Annotated in this window: 8 protein-coding genes; 3 read left to right on the top strand and 5 right to left on the bottom strand. The window is 46.6% G+C overall.

Annotation, left to right across the window (positions count from 1 at the left end; genetic code table 11):
* Window positions 1–33: 33 nt before the first annotated feature.
* From rtxA to rtxH, 3 genes are read right to left on the bottom strand one after another with little or no spacing between them, the layout of a single operon-like run.
* Window positions 34–13,266, bottom strand: coding sequence for an MARTX multifunctional-autoprocessing repeats-in-toxin holotoxin RtxA (rtxA, locus tag R4537_RS11810; protein ID WP_071177930.1), 13,233 nt, complete (start codon window positions 13,264–13,266; stop codon window positions 34–36).
* Window positions 13,267–13,289: 23 nt separating this feature from the next.
* Window positions 13,290–13,751 (bottom strand): RTX toxin-activating lysine-acyltransferase RtxC, encoded by a 462-nt coding sequence (rtxC, locus tag R4537_RS11805; protein ID WP_071177929.1) that lies wholly within the window; start codon window positions 13,749–13,751, stop codon window positions 13,290–13,292.
* A gap of 25 nt (window positions 13,752–13,776) precedes the next feature.
* On the bottom strand, window positions 13,777–14,124 hold the full coding sequence (gene rtxH / locus R4537_RS11800) for a protein RtxH (RefSeq protein WP_071177975.1): 348 nt from the start codon (window positions 14,122–14,124) through the stop codon (window positions 13,777–13,779).
* A gap of 424 nt (window positions 14,125–14,548) precedes the next feature.
* Here rtxH and rtxB point away from each other — a divergent pair, with 424 nt between their 5' ends.
* The 3 genes from rtxB to R4537_RS11785 are packed head-to-tail and all read left to right on the top strand — an operon-like array spanning window position 14,549 to window position 20,180.
* Complete coding sequence (gene rtxB, locus R4537_RS11795) at window positions 14,549–16,654, top strand: RTX toxin T1SS ABC transporter subunit RtxB (protein ID WP_175463824.1); 2,106 nt, start codon at window positions 14,549–14,551, stop codon at window positions 16,652–16,654.
* Window positions 16,651–18,012, top strand: coding sequence for an HlyD family type I secretion periplasmic adaptor subunit (locus tag R4537_RS11790; protein ID WP_071177928.1), 1,362 nt, complete (start codon window positions 16,651–16,653; stop codon window positions 18,010–18,012). Before rtxB ends, R4537_RS11790 begins: the two co-directional genes overlap by 4 nt.
* Before the next feature lie 2 nt (window positions 18,013–18,014).
* Window positions 18,015–20,180 carry a type I secretion system permease/ATPase gene (locus tag R4537_RS11785; protein WP_071177927.1) on the top strand — a complete coding sequence of 722 codons (2,166 nt, stop codon included), beginning with the start codon at window positions 18,015–18,017 and terminating at the stop codon, window positions 20,178–20,180.
* 60 nt (window positions 20,181–20,240) lie between these two features.
* On the opposite strand, the gene R4537_RS11780 is transcribed toward R4537_RS11785, so the two are convergent.
* The gene (locus tag R4537_RS11780; protein WP_071177926.1) at window positions 20,241–21,953 is read right to left on the bottom strand and encodes an ATP-binding protein; all 1,713 of its coding nucleotides are present in this window, start codon (window positions 21,951–21,953) and stop codon (window positions 20,241–20,243) included.
* A gap of 2 nt (window positions 21,954–21,955) precedes the next feature.
* Window positions 21,956–23,074, bottom strand: a complete 1,119-nt coding sequence (locus tag R4537_RS11775; protein ID WP_175463823.1) for an FIST signal transduction protein — start codon at window positions 23,072–23,074, stop codon at window positions 21,956–21,958.
* Window positions 23,075–23,214: the final 140 nt, after the last annotated feature.

Genomic DNA, 23,214 nt, shown 5'->3' with positions numbered 1-23,214 from the left:
GCTTGTTTTTCTGCTTAAATTTGGGCTACGTGATTACACCATCAATCCTTTTTTGTGTACCACGTCTGACCACGCCATACCGATCGCTGCTTGAGATTTACTCTCTAGACTGTCGATAAAGCCATTGTCACCCGCTTGCGGTTCAAAACCACTCATCGCTTGAACCAGAGCGTCAATCGCACTATCCGATAACATGGTGTATTCACGTTCACCCGACAGGTCTTTCTCACTCATAGCGATCACCACTTGAGCACGATTGCCATTGAAGTAATCGCTAAACGTCACCGAACCAATATGCTCAAACTTGGCTTGGTCGCTGTCGTTTGACGGATCGCGCAAAATCGACAATTTCAGGTCATATCCGCTGCGTTCGAACCACAGTTTCTGCCAATCGATGCCATTGAAGACAATATTGTCTTCGCTGCGGATGTCTTCCACAAGGTTGTCGATAACATCGCCACTTACGACAAAGCTATCGACATCTGTGCCACCTTTGAAGGTATTTTGGTAACCACCAAGCACCATCAAATCACGACCGTCACCACCGTCAAAATGGCTGAACTTAGAGATTGCAGCTGCAATCAGATGATCATCACCGTCACCACCATTGAGTACAGCATGGTAACCCATCAGTTTAACCACATCGTTACCAGTACCAGCATTAATACGGTTGTAGTTACCAAAGACATTGGCAAAGTCATCACCTGCCCCTAACTCTACTTGGTTGTTGTTACCAATCGTCACAGAATAATCTTGATCGTCACCGGTATCGACTCGGTTGAAGTTGCCAGAGGTAACCACATAATCACGACCGGTTCCTGTGTCAATTTCACTACCTTCACCGAAGACGAATGATTGATCATCACCCGCACCAAGGAAGACATGGTTAATTCGTCCGGCCACTACCGCTGTATCGTTACCCTCGCCTCCAAACATCATATTTTCACGTCCCATCAGAACGCCCATGTCATTTCCTTCACCGCCAGTGAAGATGTTTGATGTGCCTGTTGCGTAGAACACATCATCCCCTCGGCCACCCCAGAAGTTGTTGTTATCTCCGAGATACGCACCGAGATCTTTACCATCACCACCCCAGTTGAAGTTGTAGTTTCCTAGAGAGATATTGATATCGCCATCTCCTTGGAGATGACCACTATTACGAAGGAAATCAAACGTTTTCTCCTTCATGTTCAGCAAATCGGCAGTGAGATTCTGTTTAAGATTCTCGACCAGTGACTTCATTTCCTGCTGCTTATCTTGACTGAAGATAGTCGCAAACAAGTTAGGCAGGTTAAGCGAGTTAAAGCCAAAGGCACGATCTTGTGTTTCTGTTATTTCGGCGTTGCCATCAGCCGCACCTTGCGTACTGTTCGCGCTCGCACCATTGACAGAAACCGAAGAGTTGTCCTTTTCCTCTTCTGGCGCTTTCTCTTTCAAACCATGAGTTTCAGCAAAAGACTTAATACCATCTGCTCCCATGTCGATACCCGCTTTCAGGTTATCTAGCAACTTAGCGGGGTCGATAAAGGCTTGCAGCTGGTCACCACTGAACTCACCAATGACTTCCAGCATCTCTTTGAGGATCGCAACACCATCGACGGCTTCACCATTACGCGAAACAATTTGACCAGATGCGGTATAATCGACACCGAAAATATCGGCCAATGTGGTTTCCGCGCCTACACCAGCTAGTTTACCAAGTAGCTTATTCTTGAGCTGACGCGGCAGATCCTGTGGCGTATAAGTGAAGGTGGTTTTAGCTTGCCCCGTTGCTGTGAACTGCTGTGTCATAAGGCCAAACAGTGAGCCTAGGTTAGTATCCAAAATCGACTGAATGTTATCGCCGAACATAAAGTTCCAGTTACCTGTCGTAACTTGAATATCCGCCCCTTGTCCTCCTACGGCAAAGTTAAACGCCAGCTTTTCATTGGCTTGACGAAGCTTGTCAGCGCGGCTGAGCTGACTCGTGCCACTATTACCGTTACCGCTTAGCCACTGATTGTATTGTTTATTCAGTGTCGCTTCTGCATCGTGCTTCAAGCCTCGGCTATCACGTTCATTTTGTGAATCCAATTTAACTAATGTGGTGTAATCCACACTGCTGCTTTGATCCAAACCAGACAGATCTTTGACGAACTTTTTCGCACCAGAGAGAGTCCATTGCTGCTCTTGAGCGGCAAGCCAACCCTCTCCTTGCCCTGAAGTTGCAATGTTTTGTAGTACACCAGAAATACGCGCAGCACCGTCGAATGGATTGACCAGTGGCGGAGTCGGGATGGATTTTTCCATCATCACCAGCAGATCATTGCTTCGTCCCATATTGAAGCTCACATTACGGTTACCCACAAACATTTGAGCACCTTCAAACGCTTGATAACCCGCAATATTAGCACTGTGTCTACTGTCGCCATTCCCCAAATGAACCATAACGTTATTGTCACCAAAGGCCAGCGATTTAAAGCCACCAGTACCGACTTTAATGCCCACATTTGATGTCCCCCAGTTCACCGCCGTAAACTCCCCTTCGCCCACGTTAACTTGAATGTTACCTGAGTAGCTGAGTTGATTACTGCTGCTAGAATTGGCAATCACTTCCGTTTCTGGCTTGCGTTTTTCTGGCGCATCAAACACGTCACTATTGTCACCGATCGCGCCACGAGCAGGTTCATCGACATCGCTGACACCAATGCGAGATAAATCGATGTCGCCTTCCGCAATGCCATTGCGGATACGTTGATCCTTGGTAACAACTTCACCTTGCGCGTCCCAGCTTAGCGAAACTTTGTTGTTTTCTGCCTTTTGAACCCAATCGCCATTCGCGTCCTTGGTATGCTTACGTCCCGCCTCGTCTACGGCCAGTTCAGAACTACGAACAGAGACATCGACACGAAGACCATTGGCATCCATCGCGTTGATGAACTGATGACCAAAGCCCTTCTGCTTGTCATTACTCACTAAGGAACAACCGACAATACTGATATGGTCTGGCTTGCTGCTGATATTTTCCGCTTGATTAAACGTCTGCTGAAACTTCGCTAGTTTCACGGCCAGCTCATCGGCACTATGACCACTTAAGTACGTGTTATTGTGCTCTGAGTGATCGCGGCCATGCCCCACCAACTGCCAACGTAGCTTTCCATCCAGTTTTGACGGTTCGCCATACACCACACGATAATTGCCATCAGCATCTAGCTGAACAATCACACTGTTTTCAGCATGTTTACCTGCTAAGCTGGCTGCCGCTTTTGCTACTACTGGGTCGTTTTCCATTTGCACGATCACTTGACCATCAAAGCGAGTATCACCACCATCAATGACCGTAACATCAGCTGTGTACCAGTTTTGAACATTACGATTTTGAACTTGCTGACCTACACCCAATTTATTTTCTTCCAATAAGGGCTTAGGTTTTAGCATCGCGGTAATCTCATCGTGATCAAACGAAGTAACCACACTTTCATTAATCGTTGAAGTATTTTGATTAATAGCTATACCAATCGTTTTACCATCAAATAAATTACGTACTATTTCACCTGCACGGAACTCTTCAGTGTACTTTGCAACGATGTGTAAATTTTGATCTGTTTCTTTCACCGCTTCGATGCGGAGATGAGCACCTGGCTTGAGTAAGACTTCCGCTTGATTTAACTGTGCAAGCCCAGCAACGTTAGTTCCTTTAGCATCAAGAATGGTCAGAATAACTGTACCTTTCCCACCACGGAAACTTTTAGCTAATTCAGTACTGGTTGATGTTGAAGTAAAGCCTTGATCGCTAAACAGCTGGCCAGGAGTCACATGTGAAGCAAGATCGTTCAAGCTTACTCCGGGCATAAAAGCTCTATAAACAGTGCCTTCAAATGTCTCAAGCTTACTTAAACCTTTGACAGCGTTAACGGCATTGTCTTTGACAAAATAGGCCAGCTTCTCTTCTTTCCTTAAAGCTTCATTTACATATTGGAAGCCTTCACTGGTATACCATTTAATCCCTTTTATCTCGTCATCCGAGAGTTGTACCTTGTTAAGTACCGCTTCACCAGTCACTCTTCCTTGTACTAGCTGTTGGTCTTGCAGATCTTTATTAAAAGGAACCTCTTGCTTCGAAAGCACAGCTAAACTCTCTTGACTATTATATTTTGTTCCATCAGCAAGAGATTTAATATCGACAACAGAAGACACCTCATTGGTGCTAGAGCGCAATCGATGCAATAGATCTACCGCTAAATCAATGCGATCAGCAGACAATTTTGCGATCTCGACTCTCGATTCTTGCGCAACGTTAGAATAAAGACTTTCCGTTACGCGGTTTTTGAGGCTTAGTAAAGCGGTATTACGGCCTGATTTTTCATGGCTTGATACATAGTCATCAACTAAGTTATTCAGTCTTAATGCTGCTTCTAGCTGCTTATCACCTTGCGTGGCATGCAGAAAATCCAATTGGTCTAGGATCTTTTGATATGAATCACCAATAGGCTTAGCAAAAACTTTCGCTTCATCTTTCAGCTCATTTTTAGTAAACACTGATGATAAATCGAGTGTTGTTTGCTTACTTTCACCGAGGCTTTCTAAAACGCGATCCGTTGATTGGAGAGAGTCTGTATCAATATGTTGCTTGTCTTTCTTGGTATAGCTTACCAATTGAGCGTCTTGCAAATCTTGAGCAAAGTTAAACAACTCGGTCGGTGTCCAAACACCAAACTTAGGTCGCCATGTGTGCCCAATCAGTTTATCTGCCCCACCCGCTTTCAAAACCTTCGCGACTATACTTGAGCAGTTTTTGTTCAGCAATTGATAGCGAGCATCCGGATCGTTGCTTAGACGATGCCATTCTGCTTGCATTGCCGCTACATCGAGACCTTCAAGGTTAATGCGAAATACTCGACCTTGGTCAGCCTGCGTCTCTTTAAAAGTTTGAATTTTATCCAGTTCATCCTGTGCAAACCGTCGCACAACTTCGGATATCTGCTGTTCCATTTGTTCCGAGTTAACCGCGACTTTCGCTTGTTCTTGCAGCTCTTTCGCAAAGCGCTGCGCGACATCTTGCATGTCGTAGCTAGTGTCATTCCATTGATCAACAAACGGTTTAGAAATATGCTCAGGAATATTGGCCGATTCCAAAATATCTGGATTCATTAATGCCATCATGGTAAACGCTTCTGAGATATCTTTGAATTTTTCATCAACCCCAGAAGCTGAAGCCACCTGCTTGATAAAATCCTTCAATTTATCCTCAGCGCTTTTTAACCCGAAATCATCATTTTCTTCCGACTGCATATCAAACGCTAAAGATTCCCCCTGCGCGGCGGGTTGACTAAAATCTTTCCAGCGCAGTTTAAGATCTGGCATAGCTTCTGATGACACATCAAATAGATGATTTAAACTCGATGACTTACTCCCCATTGGCCACCAGCTAACATAATTACTCTGGTTATATGCTAGTGCTTGATCTGTGTTGATTTGATTACGGCCCTGACCAATTTGCAGCGCGGCATGTCCAAGGGCACTATGATCACTCGGTTTCCAAAGAAAGAGTGTTGCGCTGACGGGTGATAAGTGTTGCTCAATCGCTAAATGCACTTTTTTAAGGCCAGCGATATCAATCCCCTTACCGTCTTTGGCAAGATCGTGGGCAGTTAATCCAGCAAAAATCGTATCTGCAATGGTTTGGCCGTATTCGTTACTCACTGCCAACTTCACTTTTTCAATTACAGCTTCGCTGTTACCCAACAGATCGATATTGACAAGATGACCTTTGCCTTTGGTAACAAACTCTCCATTTTGATCCAAATAAAGGTGTTTGGTCCCTTTCAGATTGGCGGTTTCAAGCTGATCATATAATCGGCTAAAGCTGTCTTGTGCTTTGATATTTGGCTCAGATACGGCAAGAACAGAGACTTCCTCTAGACGCGTATTCACCTGATTTAACAGTGAATTCATCGCTTCAACACGGCCTGAGTCTGGGTGTCCGAGTACATAGCCTTCAATTTTTTTACGCAGACTGAGTAATTTTTCTATTGATTCCTGCTCGTAATCAGAGAATTCAGTGACGCTAGAGTGGTATTCGGATAATGCGTCAATCACTTGCTGATAGCTTTCACCGCGGATCTTGCCTGTAACATTCGCCGCATCAAGCAGCTCAGTGACTGACATCAGATCCACTTTAGCGTTGTAAAGCCAAACGCCATCGACCTTTTGCGCCAAAACATGAGTAATGCCTTTATCATGTGAGATCACTTTGTTATCCACTAAGAAGAGCTCATCAGGCATTTGTTCGAAATTCTGGAAATTAGCTAAAATGAAGCGTTCGATGGTTTTTTGTTGAGTGGCATCTTCCGGATTATCCAGAACAATGGTCTTACTCTTGTCATCATTTCCTGGCCAAGCACGCACTTTGAAGCCTTCATCTCCTTCCTGCACCAGTAGATTTCGTTCGGTACGCAGTGAATAAAATGGCAAGGCGTCACGCAGCATGCTGTCAATAGCGCTTAATTTCACATCGAGCTCTACCAGAGAATCAGCCTTGTAACCTTTTGGATTTATCGCCAAAAGCTCTGCTTGTTGCGCTGCACTTAGTGCATCAAAACGGACTTTAACACCGACACCAGCATCGGTCAGTTTGTGCCCAATCTCGTTGACTGGCACATCTTTGTATTCTGAAACAGGCTTATCAAGTAGGCGTATTTCACCGACCAGTCCTTCACGTTGCAATTGACGTAGCAAAGGCAGTTCAACGTTCCAGAAATAGTTTCCAAGCCGCATTCCACCTTCAGCGATAACATAAACATCGTCTTTCGCGCCTGTTGCATAGACTGAACTCCAGAAACCAGTATTGCTGTAAGCCGCTGCCTCAATCGATGATTGCAAGTGGTTCTGAGCTGCATTATCTAAATCAAGGAACATATCCCCCCAACGCATCAACTGCTTATTCAGCTTGAGAGCGAAGGCATTTCCTTGAACATCAATGTCATAAACCACTTTTTTGCCATCCGGTTGGGCGTTATCAAGGACGTTTCGGTATTCCTTAAAGTTTCTGCCCGACCAAAAAGAAACGAGACTATTCTCTCCATGTGGCGCTTCAAAGCTATAACCGTAACTCTCAAGCTTGGTGAGAAACTCAACCCGTTTATCCCAGTCATAGTTGAGTGTGGCTTCAACGAACAAGGTCGCTAGCGCTTGCGCTTGATCCTTCGGTACTTGGTTATCTGTATGCTCGATATACCCACTAACGAATTGGGTCAAACGTTGCTTAGTTTCATCAGACACATTGACATCGACGCGTTCAAAACCGGGTACAGGAATATACTGTTCGGTTGCCCGCGGATGATCGCTATCCAACCAACGATAAAGATTCGCCACTTTTTCAGCGCGAGCAGCCACAAGCGATACAGCAGAGTCATGCGAAGCTTCACCAAGCCCTTCTAAGTTCACCCCTGAAATGCGGATCTCTTTTCGAACCACATCCTGAGACGTCGTCGTTGGCACCACAATGCTGTCGGTGTTTGCTTCTGTGAACATTGAGGTGATTGTGCTAACGCTGTTTTTCGCTCGAATACCTGCGTTAATTTGCAGACGGTTCACTGCGTTGGTCGCACCTTCCAGCGCTTCTTGCTCTTGTTCGGTCAAGCCTTGGCTAAATCGACCATCGGCATTGGTTTGGCTGTCGGTGTTGACATGACTGTCTGTTTCGCCAGCGCCTTCTACGCTATGAGCGTTACCCGAAAGGCCACTACCAGTCACGCCTTGACGATCAGGACGATCACCTTCGTTTTGTTTAGCACCTTGAGCGTCAGCTTGCGCTTGGTTAGCTTTGCTTTCCGCCATTTGCACATCACGATCGCCGCGTGATTGAGCGTTATTTACCGAATGATGTGCATCAGATTCCGCTTGTTGCGCATCCTTACCTTTTGCTAAAGCATCGGCTTTACGTTTTTCAGCATCGGCTTGAGCATCGGCAATATCTTGCTCTGCTCCCGCTCGATTTTGCTCGCCTTTGGCGACTCCCGCTTCAGACTTCGCAACCGCATCTTTGACTTTATTTTGATTGTCCGCGTGCGTCTGCTTCGCCTCAGCAATCTTATCATTCGCGAGCTGCTTGGCATCATCGAGTTGAGTTTGAACGCCAGCCAGCAGACCGCTAGCAAACTCGTTACGCCATTGGTCGCCTGACTCGCCAGTATGCGTTGCTTGGCCATCAAGCACATCAAGACCTTGCGCCAATTTTGTCAACTCAGCCGTGATAGCTTCTGATTCTTCTTGTACCGCATCACGTTGAGCTTGACCGTTATTTCCTAAGGCTTGTTGGTCGGTCGCTTCCAACTGATTTTGTGAACCTGCGACAGCATCGAGTTGTTTCTGCTTTTCTTGTTCTAGACGTTGGCGATCCGCTTCTGCGCGCTCTTTATCGGATAGAGCATTCTGCGCCGCTGGGTTTTGCGTTGCATGCTCACGGATTGCATTAGCTTGTTGCGATGACTCTGATGTCGCCACCACATTATCTAGGATGTAGCCCAGCCCATCATTGTGGCCTGTGCCTTTAAATTCGATACGATTACTGCCAGCCTGCGCGGTCAGCTTTAAGGTTTTTTGCTGCCAAGCAGATTCGTCACCAGACGATGAGAAAACCACTTCGCCGTTCCAGAGAACGTCAATGCCTTCGTTATTAGAGAGGCCCGCGCGTTTTGCAAAATCAAAGCTCACCGCAATGACTTCACCTTGCGCTAGATTAGCCAGATCTTGATAAAGACTGGTGTTGGTATAAGTATCGAGCTCGGTCACACGTGCGCCGTGACCTTCACCCTCTACGCCATATACACTGCCTGCATAAGAGGCTTCAACCCCATGGGTAGATTGCCAACCATGTTCGCCCTGCTCAAAATCACCATTCACAATCAGATTTGGAGCTTGCGCGGAAGAATCATCAACATTGAGTGCATGTTGCATCTTGTTGAGATCAGGAGTATCTACCTTAGTCACGCTGCCCGTGAGACTATCACCGAGGTCAGAACCGACTTCCTTAATGGCGTCCATGTGGAAACCATCCAGTTTGGTGATTTCAGGTGTTGCAATCGCACCACGACCTTTATGCGTGCCGGATGAGGAGGCTTCATCGCCTTGCACTAAGTAGTTGATGGCTTGGCTGCCACCGACACCGAGTACGGTTTGTTTGATGTTATCAAACAAGGCAGAGAGCTTGTTGCTGCTGGTATTGCTCGATGCCACCGCCAAACTGTAGAAATCGCCGTTACCGACTTTGATGGCAACGTTGTTTTGAGCGTAGGAGGCATTGATGTTGAGGCCATCCCCAACGTGAATATTGGCGTTAGCTTTGCCCTTCATCACAGCGACATTCAGGCCATCACCCACTTTCGTGTTGATGTTATATTTGCCCCAAGCGACGTTGACGGATACCCCATCACCGACTTTGGTGTTGATATTAGTATCGCCGTAGGCAGCAGTGACACTTAAACCGTTACCCACGGTGGTGGTGATATTGGCTTGGCCTTTTGCCGCCGTCACCTGCATACCATCGCCCACTTTGGTAACTATGTTGCCTTTGCTCCAAAGTGCGTTAAAGCTGTCGCCATCACCCACTTGAGTAACAATGTTGGCTTCACCTTTGGCTAGCACCACGTTTTGGCCATGACCTACTTTGGTAATGACGTTCGCTTTACCCCAAGCACCGGTGTAGTCGTCGCCATTGCCCACATGAGTAATGATGTTGGCTTGACCTTGCACCACGGAGAGTTCTTGGCCATCACCCACCTTGGTGATGAGGTTGGCTTCACCTTTGGCAAAGTTATAGCGATCACCGTCGCCTACTTGGGTAAACACGTTAGCTTGCCCCCAAGCGACATTAACACCTAAACCATCACCGACTTTGGTAATGAGGTTGGCCTTACCTTTGGCAATACCAATGGTGGTGCCGTCACCAACGTGGGTCATCACGTTGCCGACATCGGAAATCAACAACCCTACCGTGGTACCTTCACCCACCTTGGTGAGGATATTGCCTTTACCCGCCAATACGGCTGCGGTGGTAGCATCACCAACATGAGTCACAACGTTGGCTTTAGCCGCGGCCACCACCCCCATGAAATCATCACCCACTTTGGTAACGATATTGGCTTCACCCAGTGCGAGTACACCGGTTAAGCCATCACCGACATGGGTCATGATGTTGGCTTTACCGAACATCGCCGCTAGCGTAGTGCCGTTACCAACCTTAGTCATCACGTTCACTTCGCCAGCAAACAGCCCTAGGCTGGTGCCATCGCCAACATGGGTCATGATGTTCGCTTTGCCGACCATCAGTGCCGCGGTGAGATCATTGCCCACTTTGGTCATGATGTTGGCTTGGCCGATCATTGCAGCAAACGTGCTGCCACTGCCTACGTGAGTGAAGATATTGGCGTTACCAACCATTGCAGCGAATGTGGCTCCATTACCCACTTTTGTCGCAACGTTGCCTTTGGCTAACATCAGTGCCACCGACATGCCATCACCAATGTGAGTGAAGACGTTGGCTTCGGCCACCATTAACGCGAGAGCATCACCGTTGCCTACTTTGGTAAAGACGTTACCCAAGCCGCCCATCAGCGCCCAAGCATTCCCTTCTCCTACATGAGTAAAGATGTTGCCCGCGCCAATCATGACTGCAATAGAGGTTCCATCACCCACTTTGGTGAAGATGTTACCCGCCGCGCCCATTACGCCAAGGGTTTGCCCATCACCCACATGCGTCAGCACGTTGCCAACGCCAAGCATAATGCCGGTCGTGTCGCCATTCCCGATTTTCGTTAGGATGTTCGCGCCGCCGACCATGACACCCGTTGTGGTGCCATCACCAACATGGGTAAGCACGTTTGCGCCACCGCCCATCACCGCAAGGGCATTCCCTTTGCCTTTTTTGGTGAGAATGTTGGCACCGCCAAGTGCCACAGCCGTGGTATTCGATAATTGATCATCATTGCTGATGTGGGTTATTACGTTCGCGCCACCCAGCATACCCGAAGTGAGTTCACCCTCACCCATTTTGGTCAGTACGTTTGCACCGCCAGCGAGTACCGCAGCAACATCACCTTTGCCGACTTGCGTCATCACGTTGAAACCGCCCGCGGCCAACCATAATCCGTTGCCAGAGCCGATTTGGGTATGGGTGTTGTAGCCACCGAGCATCACGACGCGACTATCACCGCTGCCTTTTTGGACTGAAATGTTACCGTAAGCCAGTAAATGCGCGAGATATTGCCCATCGCCAAGGCGAACCAACACGTTTACCGCACCTTCCGCGTACACATCCATCTTGCCTTGTTGGCTTTGGTGTACCAAGACATTCGCCAAACCTGCGCCGCGGAAGGTGAGCTCCCCTTCTTCGCCACTTTTGACAATGACGTTCGCCGCACCACCACCGTTAAATTCGGTATTGCCAAATTGGGAGCTATGCAAAATCACATTGGCAATACCGCCACCGTTGAAATGCACATTACCACGCGTCACGTTTGATTTGATGACGTTACCGCCACCGGCACCGTTGAAACGAACATCACCTGAGCTTTCACCGCTATCGTTTGCAGGTTTAAACAACGTTTGATCTGTGTATTCTTCGATATCCGCTACGGTTTCGCTGGTACTTCTAACGGCGTTTACGCTGTAGTGCAAGTCACTGAGCGAGTAGCCACCTTTGCCCATTGGGTTATACCCAGTTGCAGATGAAATATCTTGGTTGGCTATATTGGCCGTGTGATCACCTTCTTTATACCAAGAGCGAGCTTGATATTTCAGTGCCCCGGTTTCGGGATCGTTTGCCAGTTCCACCACCACAATTTTTGTGTAAGGCCCAAGCACTTTGGCATAAATGTAAGTGTTGGGTTGGCGGTTGGATTTTACCGCTTTGACATCCACCTTAGTGCCATCAGCATAAATCGCATGACCGCCCATTTTGGCATCCGACAATGACACCTCTTTCGCATCAATCACCGCACCATTGGCGTAAGTCACCCACTCATATTCAGTCAGGCTTTTTTCAACCGCATGGACGGTGACGGATTGCTGATGTTCAACTTTGAGGTCAGATAGCGTGTAGGCGCCATTGATATTAACGGCTGTGAAACCACCGTTGTCGGAAATGTCTTGATTCGCTAAGTTCCTTAGATGGTTACCCTCTTTATACCAAGCCGTAGAGTAATATTTCAGTTCTCCGGTTTGAGGATCATTGCGTAACTGTACTTTGTTAATTTTGGTATACGTAGAGTCTGCGAAAGCAAAAAGATATGTATTAGGCTCGCTAGCCGATTTCACCGCTGTGACATGATGATCTTGCCCTATCCATGAGCCACTCATCACGGCCTTAGTTAATACAATCTCATCAGCCTTAGCATTGGTCATGCCTTCTTTCGCAAAGTCATTTCCAGAACCTTTACGAATAATGGTGTTGTACGCACCGCCACCCGAGAAATGAATGTCACCATGAGCCACATCAGAGTAAAGACTGTTGTAACCACCCACACCTTCAAAACGAATATTGCCGCGGGTTTGCGTGTAGACATCTTCGGCCTGATGTGTCCGCTCAATGCGGTTTGAAGCCCCAGCACCTTGCAGAGTAATATCGCCCACTTTGCCTTTACGGACTAAATGGTTATCCGCACCTGCGCCACGGAAGGTGATGTTACCTGTCTCAACGCGTGAACTGATGCTGTTCGCGGCACCAGCACCATCAAAGGTCACATCGCCATGCGAGCCTTGATAACGGTTAGACCAAGTACGGTCTAATTTATTACCTGCGCCTGCTCCTGTAAAAGACAGGTTCCCTTGGTTGGTTTCATGCAAGAGGGCATTGTATCCCCCCGCGCCTGCAAAGGTGACATTGCCGCTCAACCCTTTACGGGTAATGCCATTATAAGCCGCGGCACCGCCGTAACTGACATCACCATGATTGCCTAAGTGGTCAATCGACACACCACCGGCGGCACCAGCGAATGACACATTGCCATCGCCACTTTTATTAATGTCTGCATACCCAGCCGCGCCTTTTACAGTCAGGTGGCCAGTGGAATCTTCCACTTTGAGATAGGCAGAGCCGCCCACGACCGTATCGTTGCCGCTACCGGTGTACACCGTTGCACCAATCGATCCAACAGTGACATGGTCGTCACCGCCGTAGGCATGAATTTGTCCCCCAAAACCAATGGCTACAATGTTGTTGTTTCCATCGTCGGCGGAATAGTTTCCTGTGAAGAAGTATTCAACACTTCTCCAAAATGGTTTTCCCATAAGCCAAACTCTTCTTTTAGGGATTAAATAGAAAACCACTGCACCTTTCGGATACAGCGGTCATTTTGAACATCCACCTTGCCGCGGACAGTACAGACTTTCTGCCCCTGCCACGGAAGAAATACACGACGACGAAGATCATTGACGACCTCACGACCATGCCCGAATGGAGCAATCATCTCTGGAATGTAGATTTGCTGGCCCGAACGCCAGTCGGATGGAGATATTTCGCGCACACCAGAGAGCAGCTCATCTCGGATCTGCTCAGAGACAAACGCCCAATTACAAAAGGCTATTGGACGCCCATGCTCATCTTCGTAATAGCAAAACTGGTTTAGCTCAAACGCAGGCAGAATGCGTTGCAGCCATTCTGCAACCACATAACGACGATGAAGCGGCGAATGCTGGCTGAGCAGCATCACACCACCTATCATCTGTTGTATTTGCGCTAATGTGAGATTTGCAGGTTGATGTGTAATAGACATGTGCCCAGTATCAACCGATGCGAGGTTACTTTTTCACCTGAGTAGGACGTTTCTTCGCTGCGGTTTTCTCTTCCGCGGCGGCGTCTTCTGCTGAATTTGCGGTGGCATCACCTGCTGGCAGAAATCCAGCAGCAACAAGCTTATTAAATTCAGCTTCCATACGAGGATCTTCAAGCATATTCTTGATCATAGAGACCATATACATAAAGCCTGATGCAGGCATATGAACAACTTGCTTTAATTCAAGACCATTATCGCTTTCAGCCATAACGCCGTGCGCCATATTTTTTTGATCCTGACCTACGAAATAAAGAGAAAACACACCTTTATTGTAGTTAACACTCGAGACTGTCTGAACGAACTTCTCCATTATAAATTTCCCCATTTATTCTACACAGATATGAAAAGATGGTTTCTATGAACCAATCTTCCCCAGCAAGCCCAAAGGGCAAATATAACAAATCAAACCTAGGGTTATTATTGTATTATTTATTTGAAGGCGGGATATTACATCGTTAAACCATGGCTATCAACCGACTTAAACACATTAAATTAGAGTATATATTCTAATTTAACAGTGCGGTATTCACTCAATCTCACACGGATGCAAACATCAGACAAATTGCACATTAACGTGACTCATATCATTAATTTATATCAAAATCGACCGCAAAATAGACTATTTCAACATTTATCATACAACGCTGACGGTGATTGAGGATTGAACATGTTAACAAGCGGTGATAGGATGCCGCCCTTTCAAAAATGCTGTAATACATCGGCGAAATAATTTAATGATATCCAACAATGAAAGACTCACGCTGATATGCATTCATTTTTATTTAAGTATCATCAGCGGTAATCGAGAAAAAACAAAAGACGAAAGTCATTTAACTGACACTGAAAACTTCAAAGAAGAACTGGATAAAATACAGAAAGAACACAAAGTTAAAATACGCACAAAAATTTCACAATTTAAAAACATCGAATCACTAAAAACACCTGAAATTTTATTTGATCAGCACGACTTACCATTTATTCTAGCAAAAACTAATAAAGATAAATGTTTAATACAAAGACCTAATAAAGAAACTCCCGAAGTTATCTCTTCTCACGAACTTAATTCTACTTGGAATAAAAAATCGTTAGTAATACAGCAAGCACAATCGCGCTTTGATATCACTTGGTTCATTCCTGAATTCCTCCAGCATAAAAGAGTGCTGAGCGAAATTCTTTTATTTTCGTTCGTACTGCAAATTCTGGCTCTGATCTCACCTCTATTTTTTCAAGTGGTGATGGATAAAGTGCTGGTCCACCAAGCTTGGTCGACGTTGGATGTACTGGTATTTGGTCTAGTGATTACAGGGGTGATCGAAGTGGTGTTACGCGGATTGCGCGAATATCAGTATGCCCATACCGCCAACCGAATTGACATACAGCTTGGACTTAAACTGGTGCAGCATCTGTTTGGACTGCCGCTCATGTTTTTTAAATCACGCCAAGTCGGCGCGATTGTCACGCGTGTGCGCGAGCTCGACACCATTCGCGAGTTTTTGACTGGCTCTATGTTTACCTTAACGGTCGAGCTACTGTTTATGTTCGTCTTTCTTTACGTCATGAGCTTACTTTCTGCTCCGCTCACAGGGCTATTTATTGCTACTGTGCCCTGTTATGTCCTTCTCGCTTGGTGGCTCACACCAAGAATGCAGGCGGCGATTGAAAAGCAGTTTTCACATGCTGCGGCAAATACCTCATTTCTCACTGAATCCGTAGCCGGTAGTGAAACGCTGAAAAGTTTGGCGGTTGAGCCGCGATTTATCCGACGCTGGGACGAACAAACCGAAAAAATGGTCACAACGGGTTATGACGTCCAGCAGCTTAATAACCGCTCTAACCATTTAGTGCAGTTGCTGCAAAAAATCACCAGCGTCGCCATTTTATGGTTGGGGGCGACGGAAGTGCTCTCACTTGAGATGACCATTGGTCAACTGATCGCTTTCAACATGATGACCAACCACATTGCGCAGCCCTTAGCGCGGATGGTAGAGCTGTGGGGACAATTTATTCAAACTCGGGTCGCCATCGAGAAGCTCGGCGATATGCTTAACCTGCCGGTAGAACAACACACAGGGAGTGACAATGTCACTATAAGCGGCGCTATCAGTTTCAAAAACATCCTCTTTCGTTATCAACCGGATATTCCTCCTACCATTAATGATTTGTCGCTAGACATCCGTGCAGGTGAAAAATTGGGGGTTGTCGGCACCTCGGGCTCAGGCAAAAGCACCCTCGCCCGTCTGTTGTTGCGACTTTATAGCCCTGAGCAAGGCAGTATTACCATTGACGGCATTCCACTCAATCACATCAATGTTCAACAACTCAGACAGCGAGTGGGTGTGGTATTGCAAGAGAACTTTTTATTTCACAAAAGCGTGAGTGAAAATATTGCCCAATCTAAGCCTGAGGTAAGTTTGGAGGAGATCATTGAGGCCGCAAAACTCTCGGGCGCACATGACTTCATCCTCAAACTCCCCATGGGTTACGACACGGTATTAGCGGAAGGTGGTCAATCGCTTTCAGGTGGTCAACGGCAGCGTCTCGCGATTGCACGCACCCTTTTATCAGATCCGAAAGTGCTGATTTTGGATGAAGCAACCAGTGCGCTGGATGACGAATCTCAAGCCGTCATTCAAGCCAATATGGCCAGCATTGCCAGAGGCCGTACGGTGATCACGATTGCTCATCGCTTGTCTACAGTGCGTGATTGCGATCGCATCATAGTGCTTCATCAGGGCACGATTGTTGAGCAAGGCTCACACCAACAATTACTCGCCTACGGCAAACAATACAAACAGTTATGGCAGCTTCAGCAAGAGCTCAAACAAGAGGAAGCCTCCGCATGAACACCATCATGAAGCGTTTCTTAGGTCAAAAGTCACCGCATCAACCCACGGAGCATCACTATGAGTTTTTGCCCGCACATCTTGCTTTGGCTCAGCGTCCACCCTCGCCTTTTGCTCGCGTCACTGCGCTTACGCTCAGCTTAGGTGTGCTTGCAGCCTTACTCTGGGCGTATTGGGGGAAATTAGATGTACAGGCCACCGCCACTGGCCGCCTTGTTGTATCTGGGCGTTCGCAAGTGATCCAGTCTTATGAGCAAAGCCGACTGTTAAGCATCCACGTCAGAGACGGTCAACGAGTTGAAAAAGGCGCCCCATTACTGACTCTTGATACCTTGGGCGTCAATCAAGACATTACGCGTTTGGTCAGCCAAGCGGAGTTTCAAACGAATGAGTTGATCCGCTATCGCACCTTACTTAATGGCCAGCTCTTGTCTCAAGACCCAATGTTTACCGCTCTGCCAGCCGAGCAACAAGCTTTGATCCATGAAAACTATCTCAGCGAAAAAAACGAATTCGACTCAACGCTGGCAAGCATCACCGCTGAGATGAAGGTGAACCGCACCTCGCAAGCCGCGCGCCAAAGCGATATCCATGCGTTGTTGCAGCTCACAGAAAACATCAGTCAGCGCCTTGCAGCCCGCAAAAAACTTAACCAGGTCAAAGTGATCGGCCATGTCGAGTACCTTGAACAAGAAAAAGAGCTGCTCGAAGTGCAGCGCCAAGTGGCCCAACAGCGAGCCGAGCTGGAAGTGCTTAAATCGCAATACGAAAGCCTTGAAGAGCGGCTAACAGGCTTCAAAGCGCAAAAGCAGCGAGAGTGGTTGGAAAAGCGCAGACAGGCCAGATTGCAATTGGCCTCTTTAAATCAAGAGCTTTCTAAGGTTCGTGAGCGTGAGCAACTCGAAATCATCCGCTCGCCCGTTGACGGCACCGTGCAACAGTTGAGTGTCTATACCCTTGGGGCAGTACTGCAACCGGCACAAAACTTGATGATCATTGTGCCTGAGAACCGTGTGCAACAGGCAGAAGTGCAAATTCTTAATAAAGATGTCGGTTTCGTGTACCCAGGCCAATCGGTCACGGTCAAAGTCGATGCCTTTCCCTATACACGATACGGCACAATCGACGCAGAGCTACTCAGTATCTCGCGAGACTCAACAACAGATGAACAGTTAGGGCTGGTATTCCCTGCTCAAATTCAGCTAAAAACCAACCATATTATGATTGATGGACAAACGGTCGAACTCACTCCCGGTATGTCGGTCATCGCGGAAATCAAAACCGATAAACGACGTGTGATTGACTATCTGCTTAGCCCTATTCAGGAATACCAAGCTGAAGCGTTGAGGGAGAGATAGCAATGAACACCCGTTTTACAACCGACGCTCACAGGCTTGCTGAACAAACGTTACCACAAGGGTCTCCAAGAACTAATTGGGGTATCGAAGCTGTGGTCTACGCAGGTCAGCAATTTCACAAAAAAACGACCAGCTCTCAACTGAAACACGCGCTAGGGGTAAGCCACGCCAATCTCACTGATATGGAAATGAGAGAGGCCGCCGACTATATTGGCCTGAAAAGCCAAATAACAAAGCTCAGTATTCCAGAGTTCAATACGCTGCCACTCCCCGCTCTTATCGAATATCAGGGTGGCTGGAAAGTGATGATCCAAACCGATGATAACGGTTGGACGGCCTACGATCCTGCAACCGCCTCTCTGCACACACTCTCGTTCACATCGGCTGAATCCAACGCGCATCACAAAGTCATGCTGATTGCGGATGAGTCTCTGAGCGTCAAAGAGGTCAAATTTGGTTTAAGCTGGTTCGCCCCTTCCATTCTTCGTCAAAAAAGCCAACTGCGAGATGTGTTTCTTTACGCCATCGCGCTACAGATATTTGCGCTGGTTAGCCCGATGCTGTTTGAAAATGTTATCGATAAAGTGCTCGTGGGACGAAGCCTATCAAGCTTGCATGTGCTAGCGCTGGCGATGTTAGCGTTAGCGATAGCTGAGCCAGCATACAGCTATTTACGCAATACCGTATTTGGCCATCTTGCAAGCCAAGTAAATGCCGAGCTTTCAGGCCGACTCTATCGTCACTTAGTCGGTCTGCCATTAACCTATTTCAAGCAGCGCCAAACTGGGCAAATCATTGCGCGAGTGCGTGAAATGGCGCAAATCCGTCAGTTTCTGACGGGTTCGACTTTGATGCTATTGCTGGATCTGATTTTTGTGACGGTTTTTCTCGCTGTCATGTTCCATTACGCCAGTACACTGACTTGGTTAGTGATTGGCTCGCTTGTGATTTATTTTGTGTTGTGGTTGATTGCAGGACCGCTGATCCGCAAAAAAGTGGAATCTGAATACGAGTCCGACGCTAATGCCACGACATTTTTGACCGAAGCCGTTACCGGTATTGAAACCATCAAAACGACCGCAACGGAGCATCGCTTTCTCAAGCAGTGGCAACGCATTCTTAGCCAGCAACTAAACCGTAGCTTTGATGCACAAAAATCGGGGCTCATCGCTGGGCAAGCTATCGCTCTGGTGCAGAAGCTGACGGCGGCACTGCTGCTTTGGTGGGGCGTGAGCGCGGTACTCAAAGGTGAAATCACTCCCGGTCAGCTAGTGGCCTTCAATATGCTCGCAGGCCATGTGACTCAGCCCGTTCTGCGACTGGCACAAATTTGGCAGGATTTTCAGCACACTCTTATCGCACTGAGAAGGGTTGGCGATATTCTCGATGAACCGAGAGAAAACAGTAAACAAGGCTTAGCGTCCGTGCCTGAACTCGATGGTGGCATTGAGTTTAGTAACATTCGCTTTCGTTACCACCAAGATACCCCTGAGGTACTGGCCAATCTATCACTCAAGATCAAACCGGGGCAATTTATCGGCGTTACTGGACCATCAGGTTCAGGCAAAAGCACACTCACTCGCCTGCTGCAACGCTTGTACGTTCCGCAACATGGCCAAGTGCTGGTGGATGGAATGGATCTTGCGATTGCGGATCCCGTGTCTCTGCGCCGCAATATGAGTGTGGTACTACAAGAGAGCATTCTTTTTTCCGGAAGTGTGGCGGACAATATTCGTTTATGTAAACCGCAAGCCAGCGATGAAGAAATCCGTCATGCCGCTCAATTAGCAGGTGCGTTAGCATTTATTGAAGGACTTCCCCACGGTTTTAACCAGCCGGTTGGGGAAAAAGGTGCGGCGCTTTCGGGAGGTCAAAGGCAACGTATCGCCTTAGCGAGAGCCTTGCTGGTCAATCCCAGAATCTTACTTCTGGATGAAGCGACCTCCGCTCTCGACTACAATTCTGAAGCGGCAATCATGAGCAATATGGATGAAATATGTCGTGGTCGAACGGTGATCAGTATTGCTCATCGCCTCAATACCATCCGCCATGCTGACAACATCTTTGTCTTGGATGAAGGACAAGTTGCCGAAAGCGGTACACATGAGGAACTGCTTGCCCAACAAGGGCTGTACGCCAAACTTTGGAGGCAACAAGTGGGAGAATAGCAGGTTAAGAATTCGGTAGAGAATCCGCAGGTTAATGCAGGTTTTTGTCTAGCAATCTAGCTATGGATTAAGGAAACGCTTTACAACCTCCATGATGTCTTTGCTGCGGATCGGTTTTAGTACAATGTCATTCATTCCCGCATCAATACAGTTTTGTTTGTCACTTCCGGCGGTGTGAGCAGTGAGTGCGATAATGGGGATATCAATATGTTTCTCTCGGAGTATTTTGGTTGCAGCAATACCATCCATAATCGGCATGGAAATATCCATTAGCACCAGATCAAATGCGTGTTTTCTTTCTAAAAGCTCCACCGCTTGCAGCCCATTTTCTGCAATCGTGACATCATAGCCCAACTTATTCAGTAGTAATTGAATGACCATTTGATTGGTCTTTGTGTCTTCCACAACAAGAATGTGATGATTTTTTACATTTACGATTTGTTGGGATGAGGACGTACTCTGTTTAATATTTTTCAAGCGAGATTGAAGTGGAATATATAGAGTAAAGGTTGTGCCTATACCGAACTCGCTTTCAACTTGGATTGTGCCTCCCATCAATTCAACCAAATGTTTGGTAATCGCAAGGCCTAACCCTGTACCACCATAATTTCTTGTAATTGAATTATCCGCCTGAATAAAGGGAGTAAATAATTGTTCTACCCGATTCTTTTCAATCCCAATTCCTGTATCTTTGACTCGAAATACGACGCCATCCTTGGTGTAGTCTAATACTACATCCACTTGACCTTGTTTAGTGAACTTGATGGCGTTACCAACAATATTAAAGAGTATCTGCGTGAGTCTTGCCGAATCGGTGTAGTACTCTAATGTTGGATTCTTATTCGATTGAACATAAAAATGCACACCTTTATCTTGCGCAATCTGTCTGTGATAAACCAAAGATTGGGCGAGTTTCTTTTCCAGATCCAACCAGTGACAGTGTAATGAAAAGTGCCCGGACTCGATTCGGCTCAAATCTAAAATATCATTGATGATAATGAGAAGAAGCTCGGCAGAATTTTCCATCTGCTCAAGCAACTCAACTTGGTAACTCGTTGACTCTCCACGCAAAATATCAATCAACCCAAGCACCGCATTCAACGGGGTTCTGAGCTCATGGCTCATCATCGCGAGGAAGTTGGACTTAGATTGGTTAGCTTGCTCTGCCAGTTTTTGCGCCAAACGCAACTCACGCGTTCTTATTTCTACGAGTTTTTGTAACTCTTCTTTATGTTCAATATCTGAGATAGCTCTTTCTAACAGCGGCCTAAAACGTGACAACGTCTCCTTTGCTTCGAGAGAAAACTGACCTTTATTCTGTCCTAATAAGATGAGGACGGAATCGCTGATTTGAGCTTGAATCCCAGTAATCAAAGCGGAATAAATCGGCTTCTCAATCGTCCCCATTAAGCAGGCAAACTCATCTAACTTACAAGGTTCAAATAACAGAATGCACTCACCATTCAGCACACGCTGAAATTTAACTCCGTTTGGCCAAACAACATCATTAAATGAGGCGTTTGAGGCAATCGCCGTACGAAACTGGTGACCGTTTTTATCTTTGGAAATAACAATAAAATCATCAAACTGAATATATCGATTCAATAATGTTTTTAATTCCTCAAAGATATGATTTTTGTTGGTAGCAACACTGAATGCAGAGATAGCAGCAAGAATTACCCTATTCTCTTCTGCAAGCTGTTTTCCTCGTTCAATACTTCTTTGTAACTCAAGAGTCAATTCATTGACTTTCTCTGTGTATTCAGAATCCATTTTCATGCCTCATAAAATACAACAGAAGAAATCATTAAGTTACCGTGCGCATTTTCACCATTAATAAAACGGCCTTGCTCTCCAAAAGTGAAGGGACAAATAAAAGCGCAACCATTGAGCTGCTCCATTATTTTCTGTTGAACCTTATGTATATCTTGACCAAGCCTCAACATGGAACCAGCACAGAATATAGTTAAAGAACCAAATAACGCCCGATCTTGGTAACTTTTATAACTCGCTTCCTGAATAACGCGCGTCACACGTTCAATAAGCTGACTTTGCGATCCCGTCATCAAGCTTACTTGCTCTCCGACTTCCACATTCGCAAACATTTCTAGCCCGCCATTTTCAGTCCTTCTCACGGGGTGAGTAAGCTTATATTGCGGTGAACAGCTCTCCTCCTTTCCCACCACTCTTCCTAAAGGAAACCGAGTCACATGTTCGAAAAGGTACTGTTCCGTGATTTGAATTCCTGAGTGATCCCCAATCCACTCTTTATAGAGTCCACTGGCCGATTCGTTATCGATTTCCTCAATCACTCGACCTTTGGCTTTCGTGATCACACCAGAAAATTCGGTTGGAGAATATCCAGCGCTGAATCCACCAAAAACCGACTGCGATGGAAACATCAGTTGCAATGCAATACCTTTATCGGTAGCACCTTCCTGCGTGAAGATAGACCAATTTTGACTGATGAAATTATCCGCAGCACTCCCGCCAATAATGGGGACTTGAGAGCCAAACTTGTTATCGATTCCTTCAATCAAAACTTCTTCAATACCGGGGGTGGCATGCAAAAGCACAAGGCTAGGTAACTCTCCCGTTCTATCGGCACTTTCTAGTGCACTATCAATCGCTTGATCAATTAATTCAGGGATGGAGCCATTATCACTGAGAGAGATCAATGCCGTGCCGTAAGCGGCCTGAGGACTATCATACATCCCCATAATTCCCACTACTGGGTTGGGGAAATAGCCATCCTGTGTCATCACGCCACGACAAGAAGAGCATCCGATAATTGGAATGCTGGGAAATGCAGTCTTTAACGCTGAAGATAAAAGTTGCGCATCATATTCTTCGGTGAAATAGCAGATTAAATTCGATAAGCCATTGCTATCCATAGACTGTTGTAGTTCATGGATGCAAGAATAGACATCAACTTGAGTAGAAACGGTTGTCTTTAGCCGCATTGAACGAGTTTTTCATATGGGAGAAGGCACTATTTATACCTGATATATTGAAGTGTTTAAATAGCGCCAAT

It is taken from the genome of Vibrio paracholerae (assembly GCF_037672085.1).
Lineage (GTDB): Bacteria > Pseudomonadota > Gammaproteobacteria > Enterobacterales > Vibrionaceae > Vibrio > Vibrio cholerae.
This window is presented reverse-complemented; position numbering and strand designations above follow the sequence as displayed.